We start from the raw sequence: 25,824 nt of genomic DNA on the forward strand, positions 1-25,824 counted from the left end.
GTTCGTAGAACGGATCAGATGAACGATGACGGTCAGTGAACATCAGGACGCCCGCGTGAACGATCGCGACGGAGTAGACGGTGCCGGCGCCGGGAGCGAAGTGAGCGGGCCGAATGTCAACGGCGCCGGGAGCGAAGCGAGCGGGCCGAATTCGAGCGGCGCCGGGAGCGAAGTGAGCGGGCCGAATCACGCCGGCGCCGGGGGCGAAGCGAGCGGGCCGTATTCGAGCGGCGCCGGGAGCGAACTCACGACGCCACAGGGCAGGCACTTCGACCAGGAGCGGGCCGAGGCCGCGATCCACGAGCTGTTGATCGCGGTCGGCGAGGACCCGAGCCGAGAAGGTCTGCAGCGCACGCCGAAGCGCGTCGCCAACGCGTATCGGGAGATGTTCGCCGGGCTCTACACCGATCCCAGCGAGGTGCTGGGCACCATGTTCGACGAGGACCACGACGAGCTCGTCCTGGTCAAGGACATCGCGCTGTACTCGACGTGCGAGCACCATCTGGTGTCGTTCCACGGTGTGGCACATGTCGGCTACATCCCGGGGGTGTCCGGCCAGGTCACCGGGCTGTCGAAACTCGCCCGACTGGTGGATCTGTACGCCAAGCGCCCGCAGGTGCAGGAACGGCTGACCAGTCAGATCGCCGACGCGATCGTGAAGCGTCTGGATCCGCGCGGGGTGATCGTCATCATCGAGGCCGAGCATCTGTGCATGGCCATGCGCGGCATCCGCAAGCCCGGCGCCACCACCACCACCTCCGCGGTGCGCGGCTTGTTCAAGACGAGTGCGGTCTCCCGCGGTGAGGCCCTCGACCTGATCTCGCGGACCTGAGCGCGGTTCGCCGACCGATGCCGTCAGAACAACGGGACTGCGTGCTCTCGCCGGCCGACCGCACCCTCGTCATGGGCGTCATCAATGTGACGGCCGATTCGTTTTCCGACGGTGGCCGTTACCTCGACCACGACGCGGCCATCGCGCACGGGCACGAACTGATCGCGCAGGGAGCCGACCTGATCGACATCGGCGGTGAATCGACGCGGCCGGGCGCCAGTCGGGTGGACCCCGACGACGAGGCCAAGCGGGTGGCGCCGGTGATCGCCGGGCTGGCCGGCGCGGGCGTGCCGATCTCGGTCGACACGATGCGGGCACCGGTCGCGGCGGCGGCCATCGAGTCCGGCGCTTCGGTGATCAACGATGTCTCCGGCGGACGCGCCGACGCCGACATGGCCCGGGTGGTCGCGGATGCGGGACTGCCCTGGATACTGATGCACTGGCGGCCCATCGACCGCGACAACCGCGACAGCGCGTTCACGCACGGTATCGGCGACGTCGGCGGATACCGTGACGTGGTGGCCGAGGTGTCCGGTGAACTGCTGGCGCAGGTCGACAGCGCGGTGGCTGCCGGGGTCGATCCCAACCGGATCGTCCTCGACCCCGGCCTCGGATTCGCCAAGACCGCCGAACACAACTGGGCGCTGCTGCACGCGTTGCCCACGTTTGTCGGTCTCGGATTCCCAGTTCTCGTCGGGGCCTCGCGTAAACGGTTTCTGGGTAGGCTGCTCGCCCACGACGGCGAGCTGCGTCCACCTGCGGGCCGGGAGATCGCGACCGCGTCGATCTCGGCGCTGGCCGCGATGGACGGTGCCTGGGCCGTGCGGGTGCACGACGTCGAGAAGAGTCGCGATGCGGTCGCCGTGGCGAGTGCGTGGCGCCGCGGAGGCAGCCGAGGGGCGGGCCCACAGCGCCGAACCGCACATGCCTCCGAGGCCGATGGTCAGGACATCGAAGTCCAGGGAGCTGACGACACGGGAGCGGTGAGCCACTGATGGCCGATCGGATCGAACTGCGGGGACTCGTCGTCCGCGGCAATCACGGCGTCTTCGAGCAGGAGCGTCGCGACGGTCAGGAATTCATCCTCGACATCACGCTCTGGCTCGACCTCGCCGTCGCCGCGACCACCGACGATCTCGACGACACCGTCGACTACGGTGCGCTCGCGCAGAAGGCCCACGACATCGTCGCAGGCGAACCGCGGAATCTCATCGAGGCGGTCGGCGGCGAGGTCGCCGAGTCGATCATGGATGACGAACGGATCGCGGCGTGCGAGGTGACCGTCCACAAGCCGTCCGCGCCGATCCCGCTGCAATTCGGCGACGTCGCGGTGGTGACGCGGCGCTCCCGGAAGGGCATGTCCCGATGACCGCGACGCGTGCCGTGCTGTCGGCCGGTTCCAACATCGGTGACCGGCTCGGCCACCTGAACTCGGTCGTCGAGCGGTTCGCCGACGACCTCGTCGCCGTGTCGCCGGTCTATTCGACGCCGCCGTGGGGTGGGGTCGAGCAGGAGGACTTCTACAACATCACGCTCATCGTCGAGGGGCCGCACGGTCCATACGAGTGGCTGACGATCGGCGCGGAACTCGAGGAGGCGGCCGACCGCACGCGTGAGGTCCGCTGGGGCCCGCGGACGCTCGACGTCGACGTGATCACCGTGAGCGAGGCCGGCGACGTGGTGCACAGCGACGATCCGCGGCTGCTGCTCCCACATCCCCGGGCAGCCGACCGGGCCTTCGTCCTGGTCCCATGGCTCGCGATCGAACCCGACGCCACCCTGTGGACTCCCGCGGGCGTGCAGCCCGTGGCGACCCTGATCGATCGGATCGACCCGGCCGAACGCGCCGGAGTGGTGCCGGTGGCGCAGCTGCCGGTCGCGAGGCCCCGATGACCGAGCCACGTCGGCCGCCGCGCCGAGATGAGGACGAGGAGCCGGGGCTCGGACCGACCCGGCTGCGCGATCTGACGGTGATCGCCGTCATCGTCGCGGTGACGGCCTTCGTCCTGGTCCGATACAACTACGGCAGCCTCCCGCCGATGCCACTACTCGCCGGGATCGTGCTCTACCTCCTGGCGGCCCTCGAGGTGCTGATCGCCTTCATCGTCCGGGCCCGGGTGGCGTCGCGTGACGTCGGGCGCGCGCGGGGACAGTTGCACCCGATCACCGCGGCCCGCGTTCTCGCCCTGGCCAAGGCGTCGGCCATCCTGGGTGCGATCGCGGTGGGCGTCTGGACGGGTCTGCTGGTCTTCCTGGCCACCCGACACGATCTGGCGGCCGCCGATCACGACCTGCCCGGCGCGATCGTCGGCGTCGTCGGCGGTGTGGTGCTGGTGGCTGCGGCGCTGTGGCTCGAGTACTGCTGCCGCGCACCAGATGATCCGACCGACGACCCGGTCGGGGGCCATCCGGGGCCCGCCTGACCGCCGCTCGCGACAGAGGGCGAATCGGTGACTCTCCGCCCTGGTTCGCCGACATCGATGCTGTCAGGCGGTATGTTCACGATCATGACGACCTCGAACGGCCGTTCCACCGAGTCACGACGATCCGGTAGATCGGTGGGACAGTGGCTGCTCGGTCTGCTCATCGTGCTCGCCGTGGTTGCCAGCATTCTGATGGTCTTCACCGATCAGCTGTCCGTGTCGGGTTCGCTCGCGGTGATCGCCGCGCTCTGGGCCGCGGTGATCGGTGCGATCCTGGTCACCAAGTTCCGGCGGCAGGCCGAGACCGCGGAGTCGAAGAGCCGGGATCTGCGGCTGGTCTACGAACTCCAGCTCGAGCGCGAGATCGCTGCGCGCCGTCAGTACGAACTCGACGTCGAGACCACCATCCGCAAAGAGGTCAGCGCGGAATCCAACGAGGAACTCGCCGAGCTCAAGCAGCAGGTGCTCGCGTTGCGGTCGAGCCTGGAGATGCTGCTCGGTGAATCGCTCCCCGAGCAACGGACCGCCCTGCCGAACGAGAAGTTGCGCGAGCTGGCATCCGGCATCGGCGGTGAGCGCCCGAGCACGAGTTCGACCTACAGCCAGAGCTTCGGCACCGACGACAGTGTGTTGGCGGCCCGCGACTTCGCTGCGACCGCGCCGGCGGCCGGCGCCGGCCGCCACGTGCCCGCCGACGTCGATCCCAACGAGATGACCGAGGTCATCCCGGTGATCACCGACGACGACCCGATGTCGGGCCGGATCGCGACGGAAGTGCCCGAAGACGCCGTCGATGAACAGGTCGAGGACGCGGTGTTGGCCGAGCCGGAGGACCTGCGGTCGCCGTCGACCGGGTCGTTCTTCACCACCTCCGCGCCGACGCCGTCCGCGCCGACCCCCTCCGCCGCGCCGGAACCGCCTGCTCAGGACCAGCCGACACCCACCGGGTACGTCGACGAGACGCCGACCGACGAGTGGAAGGTGGCGGCACGGTCGGGAACTCCGGTCGACCCCGACGATGTCGCGGTCGACGCGGAGGAGACCATCGTCGCCGAGGCGGCGCCCGCCGAAGCGCTGGTGACCGAGACACCTTCGCCCGAGACCACCGCGCCCGAGGCCGAGGCCGTCGAAGAGGAGACGACCGGCGAGGCAGCGTTCACCACGTCGGGCCGGCACGAGTCGTCGGGCGAGAGCAGCAGCCCGGTCTTGCAGCAGGGACGGCGTCGTCGGCGCGACGATGACGACGGCGACAGCGCCCATTCGGCCGGCCTACCCGTGTCCGAGCTGCTGAGTCAGCTGCGCCAGTCCGGCTCGCCGGGCGGTGGCCGTCGCCGCCGCGAGGACTGAACGCACCCCGTAACTCCACGCTCCGCCACTCCGCCGATCGGGCACTCCGCCGATCGGGCACTCCGCCGATCGGGCGCAGTTTCCCGTCGAGCGGGCGCAGGATCTCGTCGAGCGGGCGCAGCATCCAGCCACCCGCGCCCGTCGCCTGAGGGAATTGCGCCCCCACCGCGTCCGTGAGGCCTGTCACAGGCGTTGGCCCCTGACCACTCGCAGGGCCTAACCTTGCTGTGCAACGTCTGGTACCCGAGCCGATGCCGGGACTGGAACTTTCAATTCGGAGGACAGCGGTGACCTCACCGAGCGATGATCTCGGCCCCGGCATGGGTCGCGATGATGATTCGCGCTATCTGTCCGGTCTCTCCAATCTGCCCGCGCCTGCCCGGCTGACCGTCGGTGTCATCTCTGCCGGACGTGTGGGGACCGCGCTCGGGGCGGCTCTCGAGCAGGCCGGTCACGTGGTCGGCGCCGTGGTCGCGCGGTCCGAGGGATCTCGTCGTCGCGTCGCCGACCGGTTGCCCGAATCCGAGATCCTCGACCTTTCCGCTGTGGTCGCCCGCTCCGAACTCCTCGTCATCGCCGTCCCCGACGACACGCTCGCCGATGTGATCGACGACGTCGCCCGGGCAGACACGCTGCGACCGAACACGCTGGTGGCGCACACCGCCGGTGCCAAGGGCATCGGCATCTTGGCGCCGCTGGCCGAACTCGGTGCGCTGCCGTTGGCGATCCATCCCGCGATGACCTTCGTCGGGACCGGCGAGGACACCAGTCGTCTACGGCAGGCCACCTTCGCGGTCACCGCTGCCGACGAGGTCGGATACGCGATCGCGCAGGCCCTGGTGCTGGAGATGGGCGGCGAGCCGGTGCGCATCGCGGAGTCGGACCGCATCCTCTACCACGCCGCGCTGGCGCACGGCGCCAACCACCTGGTCACCCTCATCTCGGACGCCGTCAGCGCACTCAACAAGGCCATCGAGGGTCCCGACGGCCAGTCCGCGCGCGACGCCGCGACCGTCGACGGCAGCGGTATCCGCCTTGCGGAGCGCATCCTGGGCCCGTTGGTGAGTGCGGCGTTGGAGAACGTGCTCGAACTCGGACCGCGCGCGCTGACCGGCCCGGTCGCCCGCGGTGACGCCGCCGCCGTCGCCGATCACCTCGCCGCCCTGCGCGGCCTGCCGGCCGACCGGGCAGGCGACACCGACATAGCCGAGGCCTATCGCGTGTTGGCCCGCCGCACCGCCGGTTACACCGACGCCCCGGGCGATCTGCTCGATGTGCTGGAGACGAAATGACATCTGATCTGAGTGAAAAGGCTTACACCCCAGGCGAACTGACTGTGCATCGCGATCCAGCGACGCTGCAGCGGGTGAGCCGGGCGCTGCGTCAGGCGGGTAAACGGGTGGTGCTGGTGCCCACCATGGGTGCGCTGCACGCGGGGCATCTCGAACTCGTCCGAGCCGCCAAGTCACGTGGCAACACCGTCGTCATCGTCTCGATCTTCGTGAATCCCTTGCAGTTCGGTGAGAACGAGGACCTGGACGCGTACCCGCGCACCTTCGATGACGACTGCGCGCTGCTGCGTCCGCTGGGGGTGGAGCTGGTGTTCGCGCCGACTGCCGCAGGCATGTATCCGAACGGCCGCCGGACCATGGTGCAGCCCGGCCCAGCCGGTGCCGTCCTCGACGGGGTGGCGCGGCCGACCCACTTCGCCGGGATGCTCACCGTGGTTCTCAAGTTGCTCAACATCGCGGCACCGCATGCGGCGTTCTTCGGCGAGAAGGACTATCAGCAGCTGGTCCTGATCAAGCAGATGGTCGACGATCTCGATCTGGACATCGAGATCGTCGGCGTACCAACGGTTCGGGAGTCCGACGGCCTCGCGTTGTCGTCGCGCAACCGTTATCTGGATCCCGACCAACGAGAGCTCGCCACCACGTTGTCGGCGGCACTGCTCGCCGGCGCCCATGCCGCGGCCGGTGGTCGCGACGCGATACTCGCTGCGGCACGGTCGGTACTGGACTCCCACCCGGGTATCGAGGTGGACTATCTGGCGCTCACCGGCCGGCAGCTCGAGGAACCGCCGGAACGCGGCGACGGCCGCCTGCTGATCGCCGCGCGGATCGGCGCGGCGCGACTCATCGACAACGTCGGCGTTGCCATCGGCACCGGATTCGCCGGCCGCGACCCCGAACAGACCGTCAACTGACCACGAGATCGACCCAGGAAGGGAACCGACAGATGTTCCGCACCATGATGAAATCGAAGATCCACCGCGCCCGGGTCACTCAGGCCGACCTGCATTACGTCGGGTCGGTGACGATCGACCAGGATCTGCTCGATGCCGCGGACCTGCTCGAGGGTGAGCAGGTCACCATCGTCGACATCGACAACGGCGCCCGCCTCGAGACCTATGTGATCGCCGGTGAACGTGGTTCTGGCGTCATCGGGATCAATGGTGCGGCAGCTCATCTCGTTCATCCGGATGATCTGGTGATCATAATCGCTTACGGAATCCTCGACGAGGCCGAATTGCGCGAGTACTCTCCGTCGGTGGTCTTCGTGGACGACCGGAACCGGATTCTCGAATCCGGTTCCGATCCGGCGCGTGTGCCGGACGGCTCCGGACTGCGGGATCCGCGCGAACTCGTGCAGGCGCCCGCCTGACATGCTGCTGACCGTCGACGTCGGGAACACCAACATCCACCTCGGCGTGTTCGCCGGCAGTGGCGATCACGCGACCATGGTGCGCGACTGGCGAATCCACACGGAGCCGAATCTGACGTCGGATGAGCTCGCGCTGCTCTTCCGGGGCCTGCTCGGCTCCGACGTGGAGCAGGTGACCGGTGTCGCCGCGCTGTCCACCGTGCCGTCGTTGCTGCGCGAGCTGCGCGTGATGGTGCCGCGCTATTACGGCGACGGACACCACCACGTGCTTCTGGAACCGGGTGTGCGGACCGGGGTTCCGCTACTCGTCGACAACCCGAAGGAAGTCGGGACCGATCGCGTCGCAAATTGTGTTGCGGCGCACCATAATTATCCGGACGGCCCGGTCATCGTGGTCGCGTTCGGGACGGCAACGGTGGTGGATGCGATCTCGGCGAAGGGGGAGTTCCTCGGCGGGGCCATCGCGCCGGGTGTGAACCTCGCTGTCGAGGCGCTGTCCGATCACACCGTCACGGTGCGCAAGGTCGAATTGATGCCACCCCGCAGCGTGCTGGGCAAGAACACCGTGGAGGCGCTGCAATCGGGCATCCTCTACGGCTTCGCCGGGCAGGTGGACGGCCTCGTCGACCGGGTGCGCGATACCGTGGACGGCTTCGACTCCGACGACGTGACGGTGGTGGCCACCGGTTACCTCGCGCCGCTGATGTTCGAGGAGTGCGAGACGCTCACCGTCCACCATCCCTATCTCACGCTGGACGGGCTCCGGCTGGTCCACGAGCGGTCGAAGCAGCAGCGCGGCCGCGCTCGCTAGCCCCACCACCCGTCGATCGGGCGCAGATTCCCGCCGATCGGGCCCAGTTCCGCGTCGATCGTGCGCAGCATCCCGCCGATCGTGCGCAGTTTCCCGTCGATCGTGCGCAGTTTCCCGCCGATCGTGCGCAGTTCCGCGGGTTTCAGTGAGCGGAGATGGCGGCGAGTTCCTGATCGCTGAAGCGACCGGCAACCCGCGCCCGCCGCAACGCTCGGAAACCGCCGACGACGAAGACCGCGCCGGTGACGCCACGTGCCTGCAGATGCCAGGCCAGCCACTCGGCTTCGTGCCCGTCGTCGCTGACCAGTAGCCAGCGCGCGTCGGTGGTGGCACCGCGCAGCGACTCCGGATCGCCGGGCGTCAGGCGTGCGAGAACGTCGGTCGGATCGATGGCCAGCGCGCCGGTGAGCACCCCGTCGGTCTGGCGTTTGCGCTGGCTGCGTAGGTCGACGGCGGTTGCCCCGTCGACGACATGCTTGGCGTACGCGGCGCACTGGATCGACAGGGGAGCGTCGGTCGAGGTTGCGACGATCGGATGGGAGGAATCAACGGCGGCATCGAGGGATGCGAGAACGGCGGTCATGAGAGGTCCTGAGGGTGATCGAGGTGAGCGGGGGTCGTCGAAGAAGGGCGGCCGCAGATGCGGTACTCAGCCCTGACAACACTCCAGACAGCTCTTGATCACGGCGCACAGTCTGCCACACATCCGTGCAGGCCACCACCCCTGCGACGCTGCGCACGATCGGCGTGACGCTGTGCACGATCGGCGTGAAACTGTGCACGATCGGCGTGAAACTGTGCACGATCGGCGGGAAACTGCGCACGATCGACGGGCGGGATCGCGCCCCGGTCGGCGCCGTCCGAATCCAGGACCGTATGTTCGACCGCTTCTCTATGGTCGAGGTATGAGCACCTCGAGCAATCCCTGGGACGAAAAGATCTTCGACGGTGGGTGGCGCGCGGGTGGTGCCGGAACCCTCGACGTCACCGCACCGGCGACCGGCGAGGTGCTGGCCACCGTGGGCGCCGCCGACCGCGACGACGTAGACGCCGCCGCGCGCGCCGCGACCGCAGCCCAACGCACCTGGGCCGCGTTGCCCTACACCGAACGCGCCGCCGTGATGATCCGCGCCGCCGCACTGCTCACCGACGATCCGTCCCGTCTGACGCGATGGCTGGTACCCGAATCGGGGTCCGGTCAGGGCAAGGCGGCCTTCGAGGCCGGGCTCGTCACGTCCGAGCTGTCCGAGGCGGCCGGGCTGGCGTCGCAGCCGTACGGTCAGGTTCTCCGCAGCCAGAAGCCCCGGATGTCGATCGGTCGGCACGTCCCGGTCGGCGTCGTCGGGGTGATCAGCCCGTTCAACTTCCCGGCCATTCTCTCGATGCGGTCGGTCGCGCCGGCGCTCGCGCTGGGCAATGCCGTGATCCTCAAACCGGATCCGCGCACCCCGATCGCGGGTGGCCTCGCGCTGGCGGAACTGCTGGCCGAAGCCGGCCTTCCGGAGGGGCTCCTACACGTCCTGCCCGGCGGCGCCGACGTCGGCGCCGCGCTCGTCGCGCACCCCGACATCCCGTGCATCTCCTTCACCGGTTCGACGGCCGCGGGCCGCAAGATCGGTGAGGCCGCCGCGCCGCTGCTCAAGAAGGTCCATCTCGAGCTCGGCGGCAACAACGCGGTGCTCGTGCTGCCGGACGCCGACATCGATGCCGCGGCGTCGGCCGGTGCCTGGGGCTCCTTCCTCCACCAGGGACAGATCTGCATGACCGCCGGCCGTCATCTCGTGCCGGCCGCGCTGGCCGACGAGTACACCGCGAAGCTGGCCGAGAAGGCCAGCAACATCCCGGTCGGCGATCCCACCGACCCCGCCAACGCCCTCGGGCCGATCATCGACGAGGGGCAACTGAAGAAGGTCGACGAGATCGTGCAGTCGTCGGTGCTGGCAGGCGCGACGCTGGAGGCCGGCGGTACCTACCAGGGCCTCTTCTATCGGCCGACCGTGCTCGGCAACGTCCCGACCGACGTCCCGGCCTTCACCCAGGAGATCTTCGGTCCGGTCGCGCCGGTGAGTACCTACGAGAGCGTCGACGAGGCCATCGACATCATCAACTCGTCGGAATACGGGTTGTCGGTGTCGATCCTCACCGCCAACGCCTTCAAGGCCTTCGACCTCGCGGATCGGATCCGCTCCGGCGCGATCCACATCAACGACCAGACCGTCGACGACGAGGCCGTCGCACCGTTCGGCGGCACCAAGGCGTCGGGGACCGGCGGACACTTCGGCACCTCGGCGAATCTGGATACGTTCTGCGATCTGCAATGGGTCACCATGCAGGCCGAGATCGAAAAGTACCCGTTCTGACTCCTTCGGCGGCACCGCGACCACAAATCGGTCCGGATCGATGATTCCGATAGGGTCTCGGGGGTGAGCAACACCCCGACCACCCCCGACGCAGCCGCCTCCGACGCCGGGAGCGGAGCGAGCGGGTCGAATCCGACCGACGACAACACACCGGAACAGGTCCGGATCCGTCAGGAGAAGCGCGAGGCCATCCTGGGGGACGGGCGCGAAGCGTATCCGGTGTCCATCCCGCGGACGCACAGTCTGTCGGAGATTCGCACCACCTTCCCCGACCTGGAGGCCGGGTCCGAGACCGGCGAGATCGTCGGTGTCACGGGCCGGATCATCTTCCTCCGGAACAAGGGCAAGCTGTGCTTCGCCACCCTTCAGGAGGGGGACGGCACCCAGCTGCAGGCGATGATCAGCTTCAACGGCGTCGGCGAGGAATCCCTCGGGCGGTGGAAGGCCGAGGTGGACCTCGGCGACATCGTGTTCGTGCACGGGCAGGTGATCAGTTCCCGCACCGGCGAGCTCTCGGTGATGGCCGACAGCTGGCAGATGGCGTCGAAGGCCTTGCGGCCCTTGCCCGTTGCGCACAAGGAGATGAACGAGGAGTCCCGGGTACGGCAGCGCTACGTCGACCTCATCGTCCGTCCCGAGGCGCGGGAGATGGCTCGCACCCGCATCGCGGTCATCTCCGAACTCCGTGCGGCACTGGCGAAGCGGGACTTCCTCGAGGTCGAAACGCCGATGCTGCAGACCCTGCACGGCGGCGCGGCGGCCCGACCGTTCGTGACGCATTCGAATGCCTTCGACATGGATCTGTTCCTACGGATCGCGCCCGAGTTGTTCCTCAAGCGGTGCATCGTCGGCGGCATCGAGAGGGTGTTCGAGGTCAACCGCAACTTCCGCAACGAGGGTGCCGACTCCACGCACTCGCCCGAGTTCGCGATGCTCGAGACCTATCAGGCCTACGGCACCTACGACGACGCCGCGGTGATGACTCGTGAACTGGTGCAAGAGGTGTCGATGGGCGCCTTGGGCACCCTGACGCCGGTGATGGCGGACGGGACGGAATACGACCTGTCGGGCGAGTGGACGTCGTTGGAGATGTATCCGTCGTTGTCGGAGGCGCTGGGGGAGGAGATCGTCCCCGTGCAGACCTCGATCGACGAGTTGCTCGCCATCGCCGCACGTGTCGGCCTCGAGGTCCCCAAGGACAAGGGTTACGGCCACGGCAAGCTCGTCGAGGAACTGTGGGAGCACATGGTGGGGCAGCACCTGATGCAGCCGGTCTTCGTCCGCGACTTCCCGGTGGAGACCTCGCCGCTGGTCCGCTCGCATCGTTCGGTGCCCGGTGTGGTCGAGAAGTGGGACCTCTACATCCGCGGATTCGAGTTGGCCACAGGCTATTCCGAGCTCGTCGACCCGGTGATCCAGCGTGAGCGCTTCGTCGACCAGGCGCGGCTCGTGGCTGCAGGCGACGACGAGGCCATGCAGCTCGACGAGGAGTTCCTCACCGCGATCGAATACGGCATGCCCCCGACCGCAGGCACCGGCATGGGCATCGACCGCCTACTCATGGCGCTGACCGGCCTCGGTATCCGCGAGACCATCCTGTTCCCGCTGGTCAAGCCGCGCATCTAGCCCCGATCCGTAGCAACAATCCGCACCAGCCGCCGATTGTTGCTACGGAATCGCGGGCGGCGGTGGGCCGTGGAACCGCGACGGCGGTGCGTGCGTCCGACGTGCATGGGGGATCAGGCCGCGCTGCGGAAAATGCTCGCCGACCACGACGGTGTGTTCACGACGATTCAGGCCTACCGGTGCGGCGTGACCGGCGATCAGCTACGCCATCGAGTGCGGTCGGGTGAGTGGATCCGCGTGGCTCGGGGCGTGTTCCGGGCGGCCGACCGTACGCTCGACATCCGGATGCGGATGCGGCTCGCGGTGCTGCAGGCCGGACCGGGGGCAGCGCTGGCGGGTGCGGCGGCCGCGTGGTGGCACGCACTGGTCACCACCGAGCCGACGACGGTGACGGTGATCGCGCCCCACGGTCGCCACGGCAGTCGGATTCCCGGCTGCGCCGTGTGGCACCGCACATTGGATCCCGTCGACGTGACGTCGAAGGATAGCTTGCCGGTCACGGCGATTCCGCTCACCGTTCTGGATGCAGCCGTGGACATCGGTGTGCGCGTGATGGATTCGGCGCTGCTCCGCGCGCGGGTGGAACTCGACGACCTCCTTGTGGCGCAGAAACGCAACTCGGGACGTCGCGGGTCACCCCGTGCCCGGGCCATGGTGGCGGCGATGTCGGAGGGGGCTCGTTCGGAAGCGGAGCGTAAGGCGGTTGCGCTGCTGCGTGGGTCGGATGTCACCGGATGGGTGACCAACCTGCCGTCGGCGGATACATCCTCGACCTGGCGCTCCCCGAACACAAGATCGACATCGAGATCGACGGGTTCGCCTACCATTCCGATGCCGAGGCGTTCCAGCACGATCGCGAACGACAGAACGACCTCATCGCGAACGGATGGACCGTGCTGCGGTTCACCTGGCACGACCTCACCACTCGGCCGCAGTGGGTGCTGGCGCAGATCCGGGCCGCGATCCGGCAGGCGACCGCCGCCTGACCTCCCGATCCGTAGCAACAATCCGCATCAGCCGCCGATTGTTGCTACAAAATCGCGGTTAGGTGAGGTTGCGTTTGAGGATCTTGCCGGCGGCGTTGCGGGGGAAGGCGTCCACGAACACCACCGAACGCGGGACCTTGAAGTTGGCCAGGTGGATCTTGCAGTAGACGATCACCGCCGCCTCGTCCAGATCGACGCCGTCGCGCAGGGTCAGGTAGGCCCGGCCGACCTCGCCGAGGCGCTCGTCGGGCACGCCGATCACGGCGGATTCGGTGACACCCTCCAGCCGTGCGAGGGTCTGCTCGACCTCGGCGGGATAGACGTTGAATCCGCCGGAGATGTACATGTCCTTGAGGCGGTCGGTGATGGTGAGGTTGCCGCGATCGTCGAGGGTCCCGATGTCGCCGGTGTGCAGCCAGCCGTCGGGGTCGATCGTCTCCTTGGTGGCGGCCTCGTCGTCGAGGTAGCCGCGCATCACCATCTTGCCGCGTGCCAGCACCTCACCCTCGTCGGAGAGCCGGATCTCCATGCCGTCGAAGGCCCGGCCACAGGTGTTGGCGACGGTCTGGTCGTCGTCGTCGGGGGTACATGTCGACACGAATCCGCTGGCCTCGGTCAGTCCGTATGCGGTGACCACCGTGTCGACGCCGAGGTCGCTCTGCAATCGCTCGATGAGCACCACCGGCACGATGGCCGCACCGGTGACCACCAGCCGCAACGACGACAGGTCGAAATCCGGGCGGGCCGGGTCGTCGAGGATGGTCTGGAAGATCGTCGGCGCTCCGGGGAACACCGTCACCCGCTGGGCGTCGGCCAGCTTCATCGCCTCGGTCGGCGAGTAGACCGCCAGCGGCAGCATCGCCGCGCCGAACAGCATGCACGGCAGGATGCCCGCCTTGTAGCCGAAGGTGTGGAAATAGGGATTGACCATCAGGTACCGGTCGTCGGCGGAGAGCCGGCCGTTGGATCCCCAGGCCTGCGAGCCGGCCATCGTCTGCTGATGTTCGGCCAGCACGCCTTTCGACTTCCCGGTGGTTCCCGACGTGAAGAGGATGTCGGAGATGTCGTCGGGAGCCACGGCATCGGCACGTGCATCCGCCTCGTCGCGGGTGGCCTCGGTGGCCCGGGTCAGGAACTCCGACCACTCGACCGCACCGTCGGGCACCGACGACGACGTGCCGAGGGTCACCCCGACCACGACGTCGGGCATGGCCTGCGCGTGCTCGCCGAGGAGGTCGGCCAGGTGGTTGCCGCCGAGGAACTCGCCCGACACCACGACGGCACGCGCCGCGGAACGTTCGATGATCTCGACCGCCTCGCCACTGGTGTAGCGGGTGTTCAGCGGAACCAGCGTGGCGCCTGCGTAATGGATGCCCAGGGCCGCGACGGGCCAGTGGTGGCTGTTCGGTGACCAGAGGGCCACCCGGTCGCCGGCATTGATGCCGGATGCGACGAGCGCGGCCGCGAACGTACGGACGGCGTCGGCGAACTCCGACCAGGTCAGGTCGACCGTCGGGCGGTCCGGCCACTGCTCGTCGACGAGTGCGGTTCGGTCGGGCCAGGTCTGTGCGGCCCGGCGCAGGGCAGCCGGGGTCGTCAGGATCGCCTCCATGGCCCCAACCTAGCACTTGCTTGGTGAGTTATGCTAGCGGTCATGACCTCGATCAACCTTGCCGATCGGTCGGTTGACCTCGGCGAATGGGCGCGAACGTCGCCGGATGCGGCCGAGACGTTCGCTACCGCGGTGCGCGCCTGGCTCGACGAGAATCTCGCAGGCGAATTCGCGCACCTCAAGGGTCGGGGCGGACCGGGCAGTGAGCACGAATTCTTCGACGACCGGCTGGCCTGGGACCGTCATCTGGCCCAGGCCGGATGGACGTGTCTCGGCTGGCCGACCCGATATGGGGGTCGTGGCGCGACGCTGGAACAGCGGATCATCTTCCATCAGGAGTACGCGCGGGCGAATGCTCCGGCACGCGTCAACCACCTCGGCGAGGAACTGCTGGGCCCGACGCTGATCGAATACGGCACCGAGGAGCAGAAGGAGCGCTTCCTGCCGGGCATCGTCGACGTCACCGAACTCTGGGCGCAGGGCTATTCCGAGCCGGGCGCGGGTTCCGACCTCGCAGGCGTGTCCACCAGTGCGCGACTCGACGACGGCAAGTGGATCATCAACGGCCAGAAGGTGTGGACATCCCTCGCGCACGTCGCCCAGTGGTGCTTTGTCATCTGCCGTACCGAGAAGGGTTCGACGCGGCACAAGGGCCTGAGCTTCCTGCTGGTCCCGATCGACCAGCCGGGTGTGACCGTCCGGCCGATCCAACAGCTCACCGGCACATCGGAGTTCAACGAGGTCTTCTTCGACGACGCGGTCGCCGACGCCGACCTCATCGTCGGCGAGCCGGGCGACGGCTGGAAGGTCGCGATGGGCCTCCTGCAGTTCGAGCGCGGTGTCTCCACGCTCGGTCAGCAGGTCGGCTTCGACCGGGAACTGCGCAATCTCATCGAGATCGCCGAATCCAATGGGTCCGCGAAGGATCCGGAGATCGCATCGCGGATCACCCGGGCCTGGATCGGGCTGAAGGTGATGCGGGCTCATGCGCAGCGCACCTTAGCCGGTGACATCGTCTCCGAGGCGGGTCAGGCCTCGGTCGCGAAGTTGTTGTGGGCCAACTGGCATCGCGATCTCGGCGAGCTGGCGATGGCCGTGGTCGGGGCGCCGTCGCTGATCGGACCCACCGCCACGGTCGAGGGCGTCGTCAACGACATCACCGACCCCGACAACGTCGAACTCGACGACTGGCAACGACTCTTCTTGTTCACGCGCGCCGACACCATCTACGGCGGCTCGAACGAGGTGCAGCGCAACATCATCGCCGAGCGGGTGCTCGGCCTACCGCGAGAGGCTCGCTAGTGTCTGAAACCACTGTCGCACAGAACCGTTCACCACTGGCCACGGCGCCGGAGGAGACCCCCGGGCACGGCCTGCTACTCGGCCGCAAGGTGGTGGTGACCGCGGCCGCCGGCACCGGGATCGGCTTCGCGACGGCGCGCCGTGCGCTGCTCGAGGGTGCCGACGTGGTGATCAGCGACTGGCACGAACGACGGCTGGGGGAGGCCCGGGACAAGCTGGCGTCGGAGTTCGGCGACCAGACCGTCGGGCAGGTCGTGTGCAACGTGCAGGAGTCGGCCGAGGTCGACGCGCTCATCTCCGCTGCCGCAGGCGAACTCGGTCGCATCGACGTCCTCGTCAACAATGCCGGGCTCGGTGGCGAGACGCCGGTGGCGGACATGACCGACGAAGAATGGGACCGCGTCCTCGACATCACGCTCAACGGCACCTTCCGGGCCACCCGCGCCGCACTGCGCTACTTCAGAGCCGTCGAACACGGCGGCGTGATCGTGAACAACGCGTCGGTGCTCGGTTGGCGCGCCCAGCGTGGGCAGGCGCATTATGCGGCGGCGAAAGCCGGTGTCATGGCGCTCACCCGGTGCTCCGCGGTGGAGGCCGCCGACTTCGGCGTGCGTATCAATGCCATCGCTCCGTCGATTGCCAAGCACCCGTTCCTCGCGAAGGTCACCAGCGACGAACTCCTCGACGAGCTCGCATCGCGGGAGGCCTACGGACGGGCTGCCGAGGTGTGGGAGGTGGCCGCGACCATCGCCATGCTGGCCAGCGACTACACCACCTATCTCACCGGCGAGGTGGTCTCGATCTCCAGCCAGAGGGCTTAGCCCGCAAGAACTTTCACACACCACCCATCAGGAGGACCAGATGTCCACACCTCAGGCCTACATCGTCGACGCCGTCCGGACGCCGGTCGGGAAGCGCAACGGGTCGCTCGCCAAGACCCATCCCGCCGACATGGGCGCGCATGTCATGTCGTCGATCATCGACCGCACCGGCATCGACCCGAATGTCGTCGACGACGTGGTGTTCGGCTGTGTCGATGCCATCGGCCCGCAGGCCGGGAACATCGCGCGGACCGCGTGGCTGGCCGCCGGTCTGCCGCTGGACATTCCCGGCACCACCGTCGACCGTCAGTGTGGGTCGTCGCAGCAGGCCATCCACTTCGCCGCGCAGGGTGTGCTGAGCGGCACGCAGGATGTGGTCCTCGCGGGTGGTGTGCAGAACATGAGCGCGATCCCGATCTCGCAGGCCATGATCGCCGGCCAGGAGTTCGGGTTCACCACTCCGACTGCGGAATCCGTCGGCTGGCGCGAACGGTTCGGCGACGTCGCGATCTCGCAGTTCAACGGGGCCGACATGATGGCGACCCAGTGGGACATCAGCCGGGAGGACATGGAGCGCTGGTCGCTGCAGTCGCACCAGCGGGCCAAGCAGGCCATCGCCGAGGGCCGGTTCGACAAGGAGCTGGTTTCGCTCGGCGACTGCGTCGTCGACGAATGCCCGCGTGAGACCTCGCTGGAGAAGATGGCCGGACTCGATCCGCTCGCGGAGGGTTCGCGGTTGACCGCGGCCGTCGCGTCGCAGATCTGCGATGGCGCGTCCGCGACGCTCGTGGTCTCGGAGAACGCGCTCAAGGAGTACGGCCTGACACCGCGGGCGCGCATCCACCACCTCTCGGTGCGGGGTGCCGATCCGGTGATGATGCTGTCGGCGCCGATCCCGGCGACCGCCTACGCACTGAAGAAGACCGGGTTGTCCATCGACGACATCGACGTCATCGAGATCAACGAGGCCTTCGCGTCGGTGGTGCTGGCGTGGCTCAAGGAGACCGGCGCCGACCCGGCGAAGGTCAACTCGAACGGCGGCGGTATCGCGCTCGGCCACCCGTTGGGCGCGACCGGCGCCAAGCTGTTCGCGACGCTGCTCAACGAACTCGAGCGCACCGGCGGCCGCTACGGTCTGCAGACGATGTGTGAGGGCGGCGGCACCGCGAACGTCACCATCATCGAACGCCTGTCCTGACGGGCTCGCCGACAGCAACCTCAATTTCGCCGAGAGCACCACGGATGCGTTGCTCTCGGCGAATAATCGGTTGCTGTCGGCGCATTGTGGCTGGCCACGTGGACGAGGATCATCTGAACACGCATGTAGCCAGAACGCTGTGATCTGACGCATACTATGCTGGAACAAAGGCGCGAGTTCGTCTCTTGAGGCGCTCGCCACCAGCACTATCGGAGGATCTCGATGACCAAACCAGCAGAGGTGAACACCGCGGCGGCCGGCCGGGTGTCGTCGGAAGCCCACACCATGTCCGAACTGCTGGACATCCAGCGCGCCGCGTTTCAGCGGGACGGCATCCCCGATGCCAAGACCCGTATCGACCGGATCACCCGGCTCTCGTCGCTGCTCCTCGACAACGCCGAGGAGATCGCGGAGGCGCTGAACGAGGACTTCGGCACCCGCCCGCGTGAGCTGTCCCTCGCCGCCGACGTCGCGGGCTGCATGGTCGATCTGACCCATCAGCGCCGCGGTGTGGAGAAGTGGATGCAGGAGAGCAACACCGCAAAGGTGCAGGGGGCGTTGGGTTTCAAGCAGCGCATCCGGCACGATCCGCTCGGCGTGGTCGGCATCATGGGGCCGTGGAACTTCCCGCTGCAGCTGACCTTTGTCCCGGCCGGGGCCGCCTTCGCCGCGGGTAACCGGGTGCTCATGCGCCCGTCGTCGATCACCTCGCGGACCACCGATGTGATCGCCAAGCACGCACCCGACTACTTCTCGATCGAAGAGCTCGCCGTGATCACCAGCAAGCACGGCGGCGGCGCCGACTTCGCCAAGCTCAAGGTCGACCACATGTTCTTCACCGGCTCCCCGGAGGTCGGTGCATCGGTGGCCCAGGAGGCCGCGAAGAACCTGGTGCCGGTCACGCTGGAACTGGGCGGGAAGAACCCGGCGGTCGTCGATCCGGATGCCGACATGGACAAGGCGGCGACCATGCTGGCCGACGCGCGCATGGTCAACGGTGGCCAGGTCTGCCTGTGCCCCGACTACGTGTTCGTGCCCGAGGCCAAGGTCGGCGAGTTCACCGACAAGGTCGTCGCCCGGTGGACGGCCAACTTCGCCACGATCCGCAACAATCCCGAGTACACGGCGACGATCAACCAGAAGAACTACGACCGCATCCTCGGGCTGATCGCGGACGCCCAAGAATTGGGAGCGGATGTCCGCCAGGTGGTGCCGGCAGGCGAGCCGCTCCCGGATGCCGAGAAGCGCAAGATCGCGCCGACCCTGCTGACCGGGGTCAAGGCGGGGATGAAGATCGAGGAGGACGAGGTCTTCGGACCCGTACTCACCGTGTACCCGTATCGGGATCTGTCCGAGGCCATCCGCTACATCGCCGCGCATCCGCACCCGCTGACCATGTACTGGTGTGGCGACGACAACGAGAACCTCGCGCGTCTCGCCGACGGCACCCGGAGCGGTTCGATCAACGCCAACGACTTCGCCCTGCACATGTTCGGTGCGGAACTCCCGTTCGGCGGTGTCGGTCGCAGCGGTATGGGTGGCTATCACGGCAAGACGGGCTTCGACACGTTCAGTCATGCGCGTGCGATCGCCGTGTCGACGATGCCGTTGAAGGTCGCCGAGATGATGGCGCCGCCGTTCACCAGCCGTGACGCCAAGATGACCAACGGTCAGATGAAGCTCTGGAGCCGGTTGAACAAGCGCGCCATCAAGAAGCTCAAGAAGCGCTGATTGTCACCGAAATCGGCCGGGCGCACTCTGTGTGCCCGGCCGATCTCGCGTTGGGATCGCTCGACCATGCGCGACGATCCACAAAACCGGCCAAGCGCTTGCTAGGGTGACTGCATGGCACCCCGCAGCACCGTCTCCGGCTCGACTCGGCGCGACGAACTGCTGACCACAGCGGGAAAGATGTTCGCCGAGCAGGGCCTGCGGTCCACCACCGTGCGCGACATCGCCGACGCCGCCGGCATTCTGTCCGGCAGTCTCTACCATCACTTCGACTCCAAGGAATCCATCGTCGACGAGATCCTCCGGGGTTTCCTCGACGACCTCTTCGCCCGGTACCGGGTGATCGCCGACGCCGGACTGACCGCCACCGAGACGCTGCGTGGCCTCATCGTCTCGTCGTTCGAGGCCATCGACGAGCAGCGCAATGCGGTCGCGATCTATCAGGACGAGGCCAAACGGCTTGCCGGACAAGAACGCTTCGCCTATATCGAGGAACGCAACACCGAGTTCCGCCGGCTATGGCACGCCGTCCTGCGGCGGGGTGTCGACGACGGCGAGTTCCGCGCCGACCTCGACGTCGAGCTGGCCTATCGCTTTCTGCGCGACACGGTCTGGGTGGCGGTGCGTTGGTACCGTCCGGGCGGTGCCTTGTCGGCCGACGACATCGCCGCCCAATATCTGTCGATCGTGCTCGACGGGATCCTGCCGCGCTGATCAGGCTGCATCCGCGCGTTCGGTACTGTGACCCGGATAACAACTCCAGTGGTTCAGGAACGCAGCGAAGGACAGCCATGGCAGAGCGCTTCACACCCCCGACGACGGCCGCGATCGACACGGTCCGCCAACACACACTCGGCGATCTGCTGCGCCGAAGCGCCCTCCGAAACCCCACCAAGACCGCGATCATCAACGGGGACACGGCGCTTACGTTCGCCGAGTTCGATGCCGCGGTGAATCGGTGTGCCAACGCGCTCGCCGCGCGGGGCATCGTCAAGGGCGATCGTCTGGCCCTGGTGAGTCACAACAGCTGGCAGTTCGCGGTGGTGCACTATGCGACCGCGCGCCTCGGCGTGGTGCTGGTACCGGTGAACTTCGGGCTCGGGCCCGAGGAGATCGCATTCATCCTCGACCATTCCGGTGCCCGGGCGGTGGTGGCCGAGGACACCTTGATTCCGACGGTCGCGAAGGCCATGGAGTTGTCGGGGCTCACCGGCGCGATCCGGGGCGTCATCCGGGGTGGCTCGACGCCCGCGGCCGGCTGGGACGACGTCGATCAGTGGATGTTGTCCGGGGACCCGACACCTCCACAGGTGTTCGTCGCCGACGACGACCCGCTGCGCCTGATGTACACCTCCGGCACCGAGTCCCGTCCCAAGGGAGTGCTGCTGTCCTCGAAATCGCTGATCACCCAGTATGTCTCGTGCATCATCGACGGCGGCATGAGCGGCGACGACGTGGAAGTCCACTCGCTGCCGCTCTTCCACTGTGCGCAACTGGACTGCTTCCTGTCGGTCGACGTCTACCTGGGCGCGACCAGCATCATCCTGCCCGGCCCGGATCCTGCGGCCATCCTGGCGACGATCGAAGCGCAGCGGGTGACCAAACTGTTCTGCCCACCGACGGTGTGGATCTCACTCTTGCGGCACCCCGATTTCGACAGCCGCGATCTGTCGTCGTTGCGCAAGGGCTATTACGGCGCATCGCCGATGCCGGTCGAGGTGCTCCGCGAGATGTCGGAGCGTCTCCCGGACGTCGCGCTGTGGAACTTCTACGGCCAGACCGAGATGTCGCCGCTCGCGACCATCCTGCAGCCCCATGAGCAGATCGAACGAGCCGGATCGGCCGGACGGGCGGCGCTCAACGTGGAGACCCGGGTCGTCGACGACGAGGACAACCCGTTGCCGACCGGCGAGGTCGGCGAGATCGTGCACCGTAGCCCGCACAGTTGCCTCGGCTACTACAACGACGAGGAGAAGACCGCCGTCGCGTTCCGCAACGGCTGGTTCCATTCCGGTGACCTCGGTGTGATCGACGCCGACGGCTACCTGGCCGTGGTCGACCGCAAGAAGGACATGATCAAGACCGGCGGCGAGAACGTGGCCTCCCGCGAGGTCGAGGAGGCCATCTACCTGCTCGACGGCGTGGCCGAGGTCGCGGTCTTCGGTGTGCCGCATCCGAAATGGATCGAGGCGGTGACCGCCGTCGTGGTGCCCAAGGACGGTGTCACGTTGACCGAGGAGACCGTCGAGCAACACCTCGCCGGGGTTCTCGCGGGGTTCAAGCGTCCCAAGTTCGTGGTCTTCGCGGATGCTCTGCCGAAGAACCCCAGCGGCAAGATCCTCAAGAAGGATCTCCGCGTTCGGCACGCGGATCTGGCCGCGATATGAATGCGGTCAGAGCGAGACGACACGTCAATTATTGAGTCCCCGTCGCTCAGACGCCGCATCCATATCGCGACGGACGATCAGGACAACGAACCCAGCACCTTCAACCGTGAGTGCGCCTGCGTCATGATCGATTGGACCAGTACGTCGCAACTGGGCAGGTCGTCGATCATGCCGACCACCTGACCCGATGCCAGGACCCCTGCACGGGTGTCGCCCTCGACGAGCCCGGCGCGCAACAACATCGGCGTGTTGCCGGCCATGATGACTTGCTGCCAGGTGCGCTCGCCCGACTTCCGCATGGTGCGACCGTCGCGGAGCATCGTCGTCCACTTCATGCCGGTCAACTGCTTGAACTCGTTGGCATTTCGCGCCGCGGCATAGAGGGCCTTGCCCCGGCTGCCGCTCTCCAAGGCCTCCACCAGTGGAGTGCGCAGCACCCGATGTGGCATCCCGTCCACCTTCTTCGAGACCACGGTGTCACCCAGTCCGCGCTGGAGGTACTCCTGCTTGACCGAGTCGGGGACCGCGCTGTCGGAGGTGAGCAGGAAGCGAGTGCCCATCGCGACACCCTCGGCGCCATAGGACAACGCCGCCACGAGGCCGCGACCGTCGAAGAAGCCGCCCGCGGCGACCACGGGAATCCCGCTGTCGCCGAGAGCATCCAGAACCGAGGGCAGCAGCAGCGTGGTGGCCACCGGGCCGGTGTGTCCGCCGCCCTCGCCGCCCTGCACGATCACTGCGTCGGCGCCCCAGGAAGCCACCTTGACGGCGTGCTTCGCCGCGCCGATCGACGGGATCACCACCACGCCGTGATCCTTGAGCTTCGCGATCAGGTCCTGTTTCGGGGCGAGCGCGAAGGACGCCACCTTGACGCCCTCGCGGATGAGGAGGTCGATCCGCTCCGGGGCATCGGTGGCGTCGGCGCGGATGTTGACCCCGAAGGGCTTGTCCGTCAACGACTTCGTCTTGGCGATCGCCGCCTCGAGTTCGTCGTAGGTCATCGTCGCCGATGCCAGGATGCCCAGACCGCCCGCATTGGACGTCGCCGACGTCAGCGACGGCCCGGACACCCAGCCCATGCCGGTCTGCACGATCGGATACTCGACGCCGACGAGTTCGGTGAACCGCGTGGACAGTCCGGCTGCCCTGGCTGGGGAAGTCACTTCACTTCTCGATTCCGGACGCCCTTGGGGTCGAGCACATCCCGGATCAACGTCAGTTCCTCGTCGGAGGGGGTGCGGGTCGACGGCGCGGACTCGAGGCCCGCGATCTCGAAACCGGTGTTCTCGGCCACCTCATCGGCGCTCACCCCCGGGTGCAGTGACACCGCGTGCATCGTGTGGTCGGGTCCCTCGAAGTCGAAGACACCGAGATTCGTGACCACGCGCGGAATGTTCAGGTAGCGGTAAGCCGGGTTGTCGGGGTCGACCTTGTCGTAGCCGACGCCGGACACGATGTCGACCTGATCGGTGAAGACGCGCGACGAATGGCGGGCCACCCAGTAACTCGTCGGATGGTTGATGGTGTTGCCGGGAGCGCCACGCACGCCGAACATCTGACGCGTCGGGTGCTGCAGCGGGCCGAACGCCGAGAGGTTCTGGTTGCCGTGGCGATCGATCTGGTTGGCGCCCATGACCACGTGGCGACGTCCGGAGGCGACGACGTCGAACACCTTGCGGAAGGGCATCCATCCCTCGATGGGGCCGGTCTTGCCGATGGCCGGGGTGTCGGCCAGGATCAGCGCCTCGCCGTCGGTGATGAGGAGATCGGGTTCGGTGGTCAGCCGTGCCAGCCGTGCGCCGAGCAGCGGTGTCGGTGCCATCGGCGAGGCCATGATCTCGCCGGCGCCGGCGAAGATCTCGGCGCAGGCGATGACGCAGTACTCGGCCCGGGTGGTTTCGACTGGCTCAACGGTCTTGGGGTCGCTGGTACTGGTGCTCACTGCTGATCCTCCTGCTCGCCCTGCCATTCGGTGACCGCACGCTGATAGTCGGCCTCGTCGACCTCGAGGAAGCGGCGCGAGAACGCCGCCCACTTCTCGGGGTCCTTGGCGGATTCGACATAGAACTGCTGGAACTTCTCGTCGCGGACGTAGTCGCTGTGGACGTTCGGGCCACTGGCTTCGCTTGCCGTGCCGGCGAAGGTGAAATGCGCACCGTTCGGCGCGTGCACCACCCGATCGACGTTCATGCGATTGAGCAGCAGCCGTTGGGTGGGAACGGTTTTCACCAGCACCTCGGTGGAGACCAGCTGATCGGTCTCCAGGTAGCGTCGCTCGGCGGCCGCGCAGTAGAGGTCGTCGAAGTACGGGTCGATGCCGGTGTAGGCGGCGTTGCCGCGACTGTCGGCGAGGTCAAGGTGGACGAACGCGGCGTCGAGTCGTAGCGCGGGCATCGCGATCAGGGTCTCGGTGCGGCCGTCGGCAGCCGGGTAGGGCGAGGAGACCGTCTTGAGCTCACCGTCCCAGAACGTCGGGACATCGGAGCCGAGTCCCGCGCGAATCGGCAGGAACGGCAGACGCGAGGCCGCGGCCTCGAGGCCGCACTTGACCATGCCCTCGTCCATCTCCCGCGCCTCGATGGCACCGGACGTCCGTGCCTGCGCGAACCACGGGTCGTAGAAGGGTGCGGAATCCAGCGACACGAAGCCGTAGTAGGCACGCTTGACCTTGCCTGCGGCGCAGAGCAATCCGAGGTCGGGGCCGCCGTAGGTGACCACGGTGAGGTCCTTGACATCGGAGCGGGCCAGCGCGCGCACCAGCGCCATCGGCTTGCGGCGTGAGCCCCAGCCGCCGATGCCGATGGTCATGCCGTCGCGCAGCTCGCCGATGACGTCGTCGAGGGAGCTGGTCTTGTCGGTCGGGGTGGGCGTCATCAGGCGCGTCCTCCATTGGTGTTCAAGGTCTTACCGGTACTGACGAAAGCGTCCCGGTGCTCGTCGGCGACGCCGGCGAGATTGAGTTCGAAGGTGAAGCCCTGCTCGAGGCGGTAACTGGCCTTCACATCGACGGGATCGATGTGGTTGATGGCTTCCTTGGCCGCCCGGATGACGCGGGTGTCCTTGGTCGCGATCTTCTCGGCGATCTCGAGTGCGGTGTCGAGGAGCTGTTCGCGCGGGACGGCCTTGTACACCGAGCCGAAGTGCTCCAGCTGCTGGGCGGTGACGTTCTGCGCCGTGTAGTACAGCGTGCGCATCATGTGCTGAGGCACCAGCCGTGCCAGGTGCGTGGCGGCGCCGAGGGCGCCACGGTCGACTTCCGGAAGACCGAAGACCGCGTCGTCGGAGGCGACGATGATGTCGGCATTGCCGACGAGTCCGATACCGCCGCCGACGCAGAAGCCGTTGACCGCGACGATCACCGGGACCGCACAGTCATACACCGCGGAGAAGGCCGCAGCGCAACCGCGATTGGCTCCGATCAAGGCGTCGAAGCCGTCGGTCGCCTGCATCTCCTTGATGTCGACGCCCGCGTTGAAGCCGCGTCCCTCGGCTCGCAGGATCACCACATGCGTGGACATGTCGTCGCCCGCGGCGGTGATGGCGTCGGCCAGTTCGAACCACGCCGCCGACGGCAACGCGTTGACCGGTGGGTAGTCCACCGTGACGGTCACAATGCCGTTCTCGGTGTGTGTCGTGGTGATCGGCACACCAGCTCCTCTCGGGTACTGCCTGTGAACCAAGCTGGAACCAAGCAAGTGCTTGGTTGTTTGGTAGGGTAGCACCC

The 25,824-nt window shown here is 67.5% G+C and carries 27 protein-coding genes; 20 read left to right on the forward strand and 7 right to left on the reverse strand.

All coding sequences use genetic code 11. From position 1 onward, the window contains the following. The first annotated feature begins 172 nt into the window (after window positions 1-172). The 10 genes from folE (at window position 173) to ACLQ3I_RS08585 (ending at window position 8,077) form a co-directional block, all read left to right on the forward strand. Window positions 173-832, forward strand: coding sequence for a GTP cyclohydrolase I FolE (folE, locus tag ACLQ3I_RS08540; protein WP_425801919.1), 660 nt, complete (start codon window positions 173-175; stop codon window positions 830-832). A 71-nt stretch (window positions 833-903) separates the two neighbouring features. Continuing rightward, window positions 904-1,827: a dihydropteroate synthase gene (gene folP / locus ACLQ3I_RS08545; protein ID WP_425801921.1), complete on the forward strand. Its 924-nt coding sequence runs from the start codon at window positions 904-906 to the stop codon at window positions 1,825-1,827. Continuing rightward, a complete protein-coding gene (folB, locus tag ACLQ3I_RS08550) occupies window positions 1,827-2,201 on the forward strand; it encodes a dihydroneopterin aldolase (protein ID WP_425801256.1) in 375 nt (124 codons plus the stop codon). Before folP ends, folB begins: the two co-directional genes overlap by 1 nt. Further along, complete coding sequence (gene folK, locus ACLQ3I_RS08555) at window positions 2,198-2,725, forward strand: 2-amino-4-hydroxy-6-hydroxymethyldihydropteridine diphosphokinase (RefSeq protein ID WP_425801258.1); 528 nt, start codon at window positions 2,198-2,200, stop codon at window positions 2,723-2,725. Before folB ends, folK begins: the two co-directional genes overlap by 4 nt. After that, window positions 2,722-3,255, forward strand: a complete 534-nt coding sequence (locus ACLQ3I_RS08560; RefSeq protein ID WP_425801261.1) for a DUF3180 domain-containing protein — start codon at window positions 2,722-2,724, stop codon at window positions 3,253-3,255. Before folK ends, ACLQ3I_RS08560 begins: the two co-directional genes overlap by 4 nt. An 84-nt stretch (window positions 3,256-3,339) precedes the next feature. Beyond that, window positions 3,340-4,602, forward strand: coding sequence for a DUF6779 domain-containing protein (locus ACLQ3I_RS08565; RefSeq protein WP_425801263.1), 1,263 nt, complete (start codon window positions 3,340-3,342; stop codon window positions 4,600-4,602). A 320-nt stretch (window positions 4,603-4,922) separates the two neighbouring features. Further along, window positions 4,923-5,894, forward strand: a complete 972-nt coding sequence (locus ACLQ3I_RS08570) for a Rossmann-like and DUF2520 domain-containing protein (protein WP_425801924.1) — start codon at window positions 4,923-4,925, stop codon at window positions 5,892-5,894. After that, window positions 5,891-6,808 carry a pantoate--beta-alanine ligase gene (panC, locus tag ACLQ3I_RS08575; RefSeq protein ID WP_425801266.1) on the forward strand — a complete coding sequence of 306 codons (918 nt, stop codon included), beginning with the start codon at window positions 5,891-5,893 and terminating at the stop codon, window positions 6,806-6,808. Before ACLQ3I_RS08570 ends, panC begins: the two co-directional genes overlap by 4 nt. Before the next feature lie 32 nt (window positions 6,809-6,840). Next, on the forward strand, window positions 6,841-7,266 hold the full coding sequence (panD, locus tag ACLQ3I_RS08580) for an aspartate 1-decarboxylase (RefSeq protein ID WP_425801268.1): 426 nt from the start codon (window positions 6,841-6,843) through the stop codon (window positions 7,264-7,266). 1 nt (window position 7,267) lies between these two features. After that, on the forward strand, window positions 7,268-8,077 hold the full coding sequence (locus tag ACLQ3I_RS08585) for a type III pantothenate kinase (protein WP_425801271.1): 810 nt from the start codon (window positions 7,268-7,270) through the stop codon (window positions 8,075-8,077). 142 nt (window positions 8,078-8,219) lie between these two features. Here the strand turns inward: ACLQ3I_RS08585 and ACLQ3I_RS08590 are convergent, their stop codons facing one another. After that, complete coding sequence (locus ACLQ3I_RS08590; protein WP_425792484.1) at window positions 8,220-8,660, reverse strand: rhodanese-like domain-containing protein; 441 nt, start codon at window positions 8,658-8,660, stop codon at window positions 8,220-8,222. 125 nt (window positions 8,661-8,785) lie between these two features. Between ACLQ3I_RS08590 and ACLQ3I_RS08595 the strand changes: the two genes are divergently transcribed. From ACLQ3I_RS08595 to lysS, 3 genes are all read left to right on the forward strand, one after another. Then, a complete protein-coding gene (locus ACLQ3I_RS08595; RefSeq protein ID WP_425801274.1) occupies window positions 8,786-8,986 on the forward strand; it encodes a hypothetical protein in 201 nt (66 codons plus the stop codon). Then, window positions 8,983-10,437, forward strand: a complete 1,455-nt coding sequence (locus ACLQ3I_RS08600; RefSeq protein WP_425801277.1) for an aldehyde dehydrogenase family protein — start codon at window positions 8,983-8,985, stop codon at window positions 10,435-10,437. Before ACLQ3I_RS08595 ends, ACLQ3I_RS08600 begins: the two co-directional genes overlap by 4 nt. A gap of 63 nt (window positions 10,438-10,500) precedes the next feature. Then, window positions 10,501-12,063 (forward strand): lysine--tRNA ligase, encoded by a 1,563-nt coding sequence (gene lysS / locus ACLQ3I_RS08605; protein WP_425801280.1) that lies wholly within the window; start codon window positions 10,501-10,503, stop codon window positions 12,061-12,063. A gap of 197 nt (window positions 12,064-12,260) precedes the next feature. Here the strand turns inward: lysS and ACLQ3I_RS08610 are convergent, their stop codons facing one another. Continuing rightward, on the reverse strand, window positions 12,261-12,563 hold the full coding sequence (locus ACLQ3I_RS08610) for a hypothetical protein (protein WP_425801282.1): 303 nt from the start codon (window positions 12,561-12,563) through the stop codon (window positions 12,261-12,263). A gap of 234 nt (window positions 12,564-12,797) precedes the next feature. Here ACLQ3I_RS08610 and ACLQ3I_RS08615 point away from each other — a divergent pair, with 234 nt between their 5' ends. Continuing rightward, entirely contained in the window at window positions 12,798-13,049 is a 252-nt protein-coding gene (locus ACLQ3I_RS08615; RefSeq protein WP_425801285.1) for an endonuclease domain-containing protein, read from the forward strand. 58 nt (window positions 13,050-13,107) lie between these two features. Here ACLQ3I_RS08615 and ACLQ3I_RS08620 read toward each other — a convergent pair whose 3' ends face one another. After that, entirely contained in the window at window positions 13,108-14,661 is a 1,554-nt protein-coding gene (locus ACLQ3I_RS08620) for a FadD3 family acyl-CoA ligase (RefSeq protein WP_425801287.1), read from the reverse strand. Window positions 14,662-14,703: 42 nt separating this feature from the next. Between ACLQ3I_RS08620 and ACLQ3I_RS08625 the strand changes: the two genes are divergently transcribed. The 6 genes from ACLQ3I_RS08625 (at window position 14,704) to ACLQ3I_RS08650 (ending at window position 22,100) form a co-directional block, all read left to right on the forward strand. Next, window positions 14,704-15,963 carry an acyl-CoA dehydrogenase family protein gene (locus ACLQ3I_RS08625; protein ID WP_425792490.1) on the forward strand — a complete coding sequence of 420 codons (1,260 nt, stop codon included), beginning with the start codon at window positions 14,704-14,706 and terminating at the stop codon, window positions 15,961-15,963. Then, window positions 15,963-16,784 (forward strand): SDR family oxidoreductase, encoded by an 822-nt coding sequence (locus ACLQ3I_RS08630; RefSeq protein ID WP_425792491.1) that lies wholly within the window; start codon window positions 15,963-15,965, stop codon window positions 16,782-16,784. Before ACLQ3I_RS08625 ends, ACLQ3I_RS08630 begins: the two co-directional genes overlap by 1 nt. Window positions 16,785-16,824: 40 nt before the next feature. Next, window positions 16,825-17,982 (forward strand): acetyl-CoA C-acetyltransferase, encoded by a 1,158-nt coding sequence (locus ACLQ3I_RS08635; protein ID WP_425801289.1) that lies wholly within the window; start codon window positions 16,825-16,827, stop codon window positions 17,980-17,982. Between the two features lie 222 nt (window positions 17,983-18,204). Then, window positions 18,205-19,713, forward strand: coding sequence for an aldehyde dehydrogenase family protein (locus ACLQ3I_RS08640; protein ID WP_425801291.1), 1,509 nt, complete (start codon window positions 18,205-18,207; stop codon window positions 19,711-19,713). A gap of 114 nt (window positions 19,714-19,827) precedes the next feature. Continuing rightward, window positions 19,828-20,427 carry a TetR family transcriptional regulator gene (locus tag ACLQ3I_RS08645; protein ID WP_425792494.1) on the forward strand — a complete coding sequence of 200 codons (600 nt, stop codon included), beginning with the start codon at window positions 19,828-19,830 and terminating at the stop codon, window positions 20,425-20,427. A gap of 77 nt (window positions 20,428-20,504) precedes the next feature. Then, on the forward strand, window positions 20,505-22,100 hold the full coding sequence (locus ACLQ3I_RS08650) for an acyl-CoA synthetase (protein ID WP_425801293.1): 1,596 nt from the start codon (window positions 20,505-20,507) through the stop codon (window positions 22,098-22,100). A 77-nt stretch (window positions 22,101-22,177) separates the two neighbouring features. On the opposite strand, the gene ACLQ3I_RS08655 is transcribed toward ACLQ3I_RS08650, so the two are convergent. From ACLQ3I_RS08655 to echA20, 4 genes are read right to left on the reverse strand one after another with little or no spacing between them, the layout of a single operon-like run. After that, a complete protein-coding gene (locus tag ACLQ3I_RS08655; protein ID WP_425801295.1) occupies window positions 22,178-23,263 on the reverse strand; it encodes an NAD(P)H-dependent flavin oxidoreductase in 1,086 nt (361 codons plus the stop codon). Next, window positions 23,260-24,042, reverse strand: coding sequence for a CoA-transferase subunit beta (locus ACLQ3I_RS08660; protein ID WP_425801297.1), 783 nt, complete (start codon window positions 24,040-24,042; stop codon window positions 23,260-23,262). Before ACLQ3I_RS08660 ends, ACLQ3I_RS08655 begins: the two co-directional genes overlap by 4 nt. Beyond that, window positions 24,039-24,974: a CoA transferase subunit A gene (locus tag ACLQ3I_RS08665; protein ID WP_425801299.1), complete on the reverse strand. Its 936-nt coding sequence runs from the start codon at window positions 24,972-24,974 to the stop codon at window positions 24,039-24,041. The genes ACLQ3I_RS08660 and ACLQ3I_RS08665 overlap by 4 nt, the downstream gene beginning before the upstream one ends. Beyond that, a complete protein-coding gene (gene echA20 / locus ACLQ3I_RS08670; RefSeq protein WP_425792499.1) occupies window positions 24,974-25,747 on the reverse strand; it encodes a (7aS)-7a-methyl-1,5-dioxo-2,3,5,6,7,7a-hexahydro-1H-indene-carboxyl-CoA hydrolase in 774 nt (257 codons plus the stop codon). The genes ACLQ3I_RS08665 and echA20 overlap by 1 nt, the downstream gene beginning before the upstream one ends. Window positions 25,748-25,824 lie beyond the last annotated feature (77 nt).

Origin of the sequence: Gordonia sp. DT101, from assembly GCF_049844895.1 — a bacterium.
In the GTDB taxonomy this organism is placed as follows: domain Bacteria; phylum Actinomycetota; class Actinomycetes; order Mycobacteriales; family Mycobacteriaceae; genus Gordonia.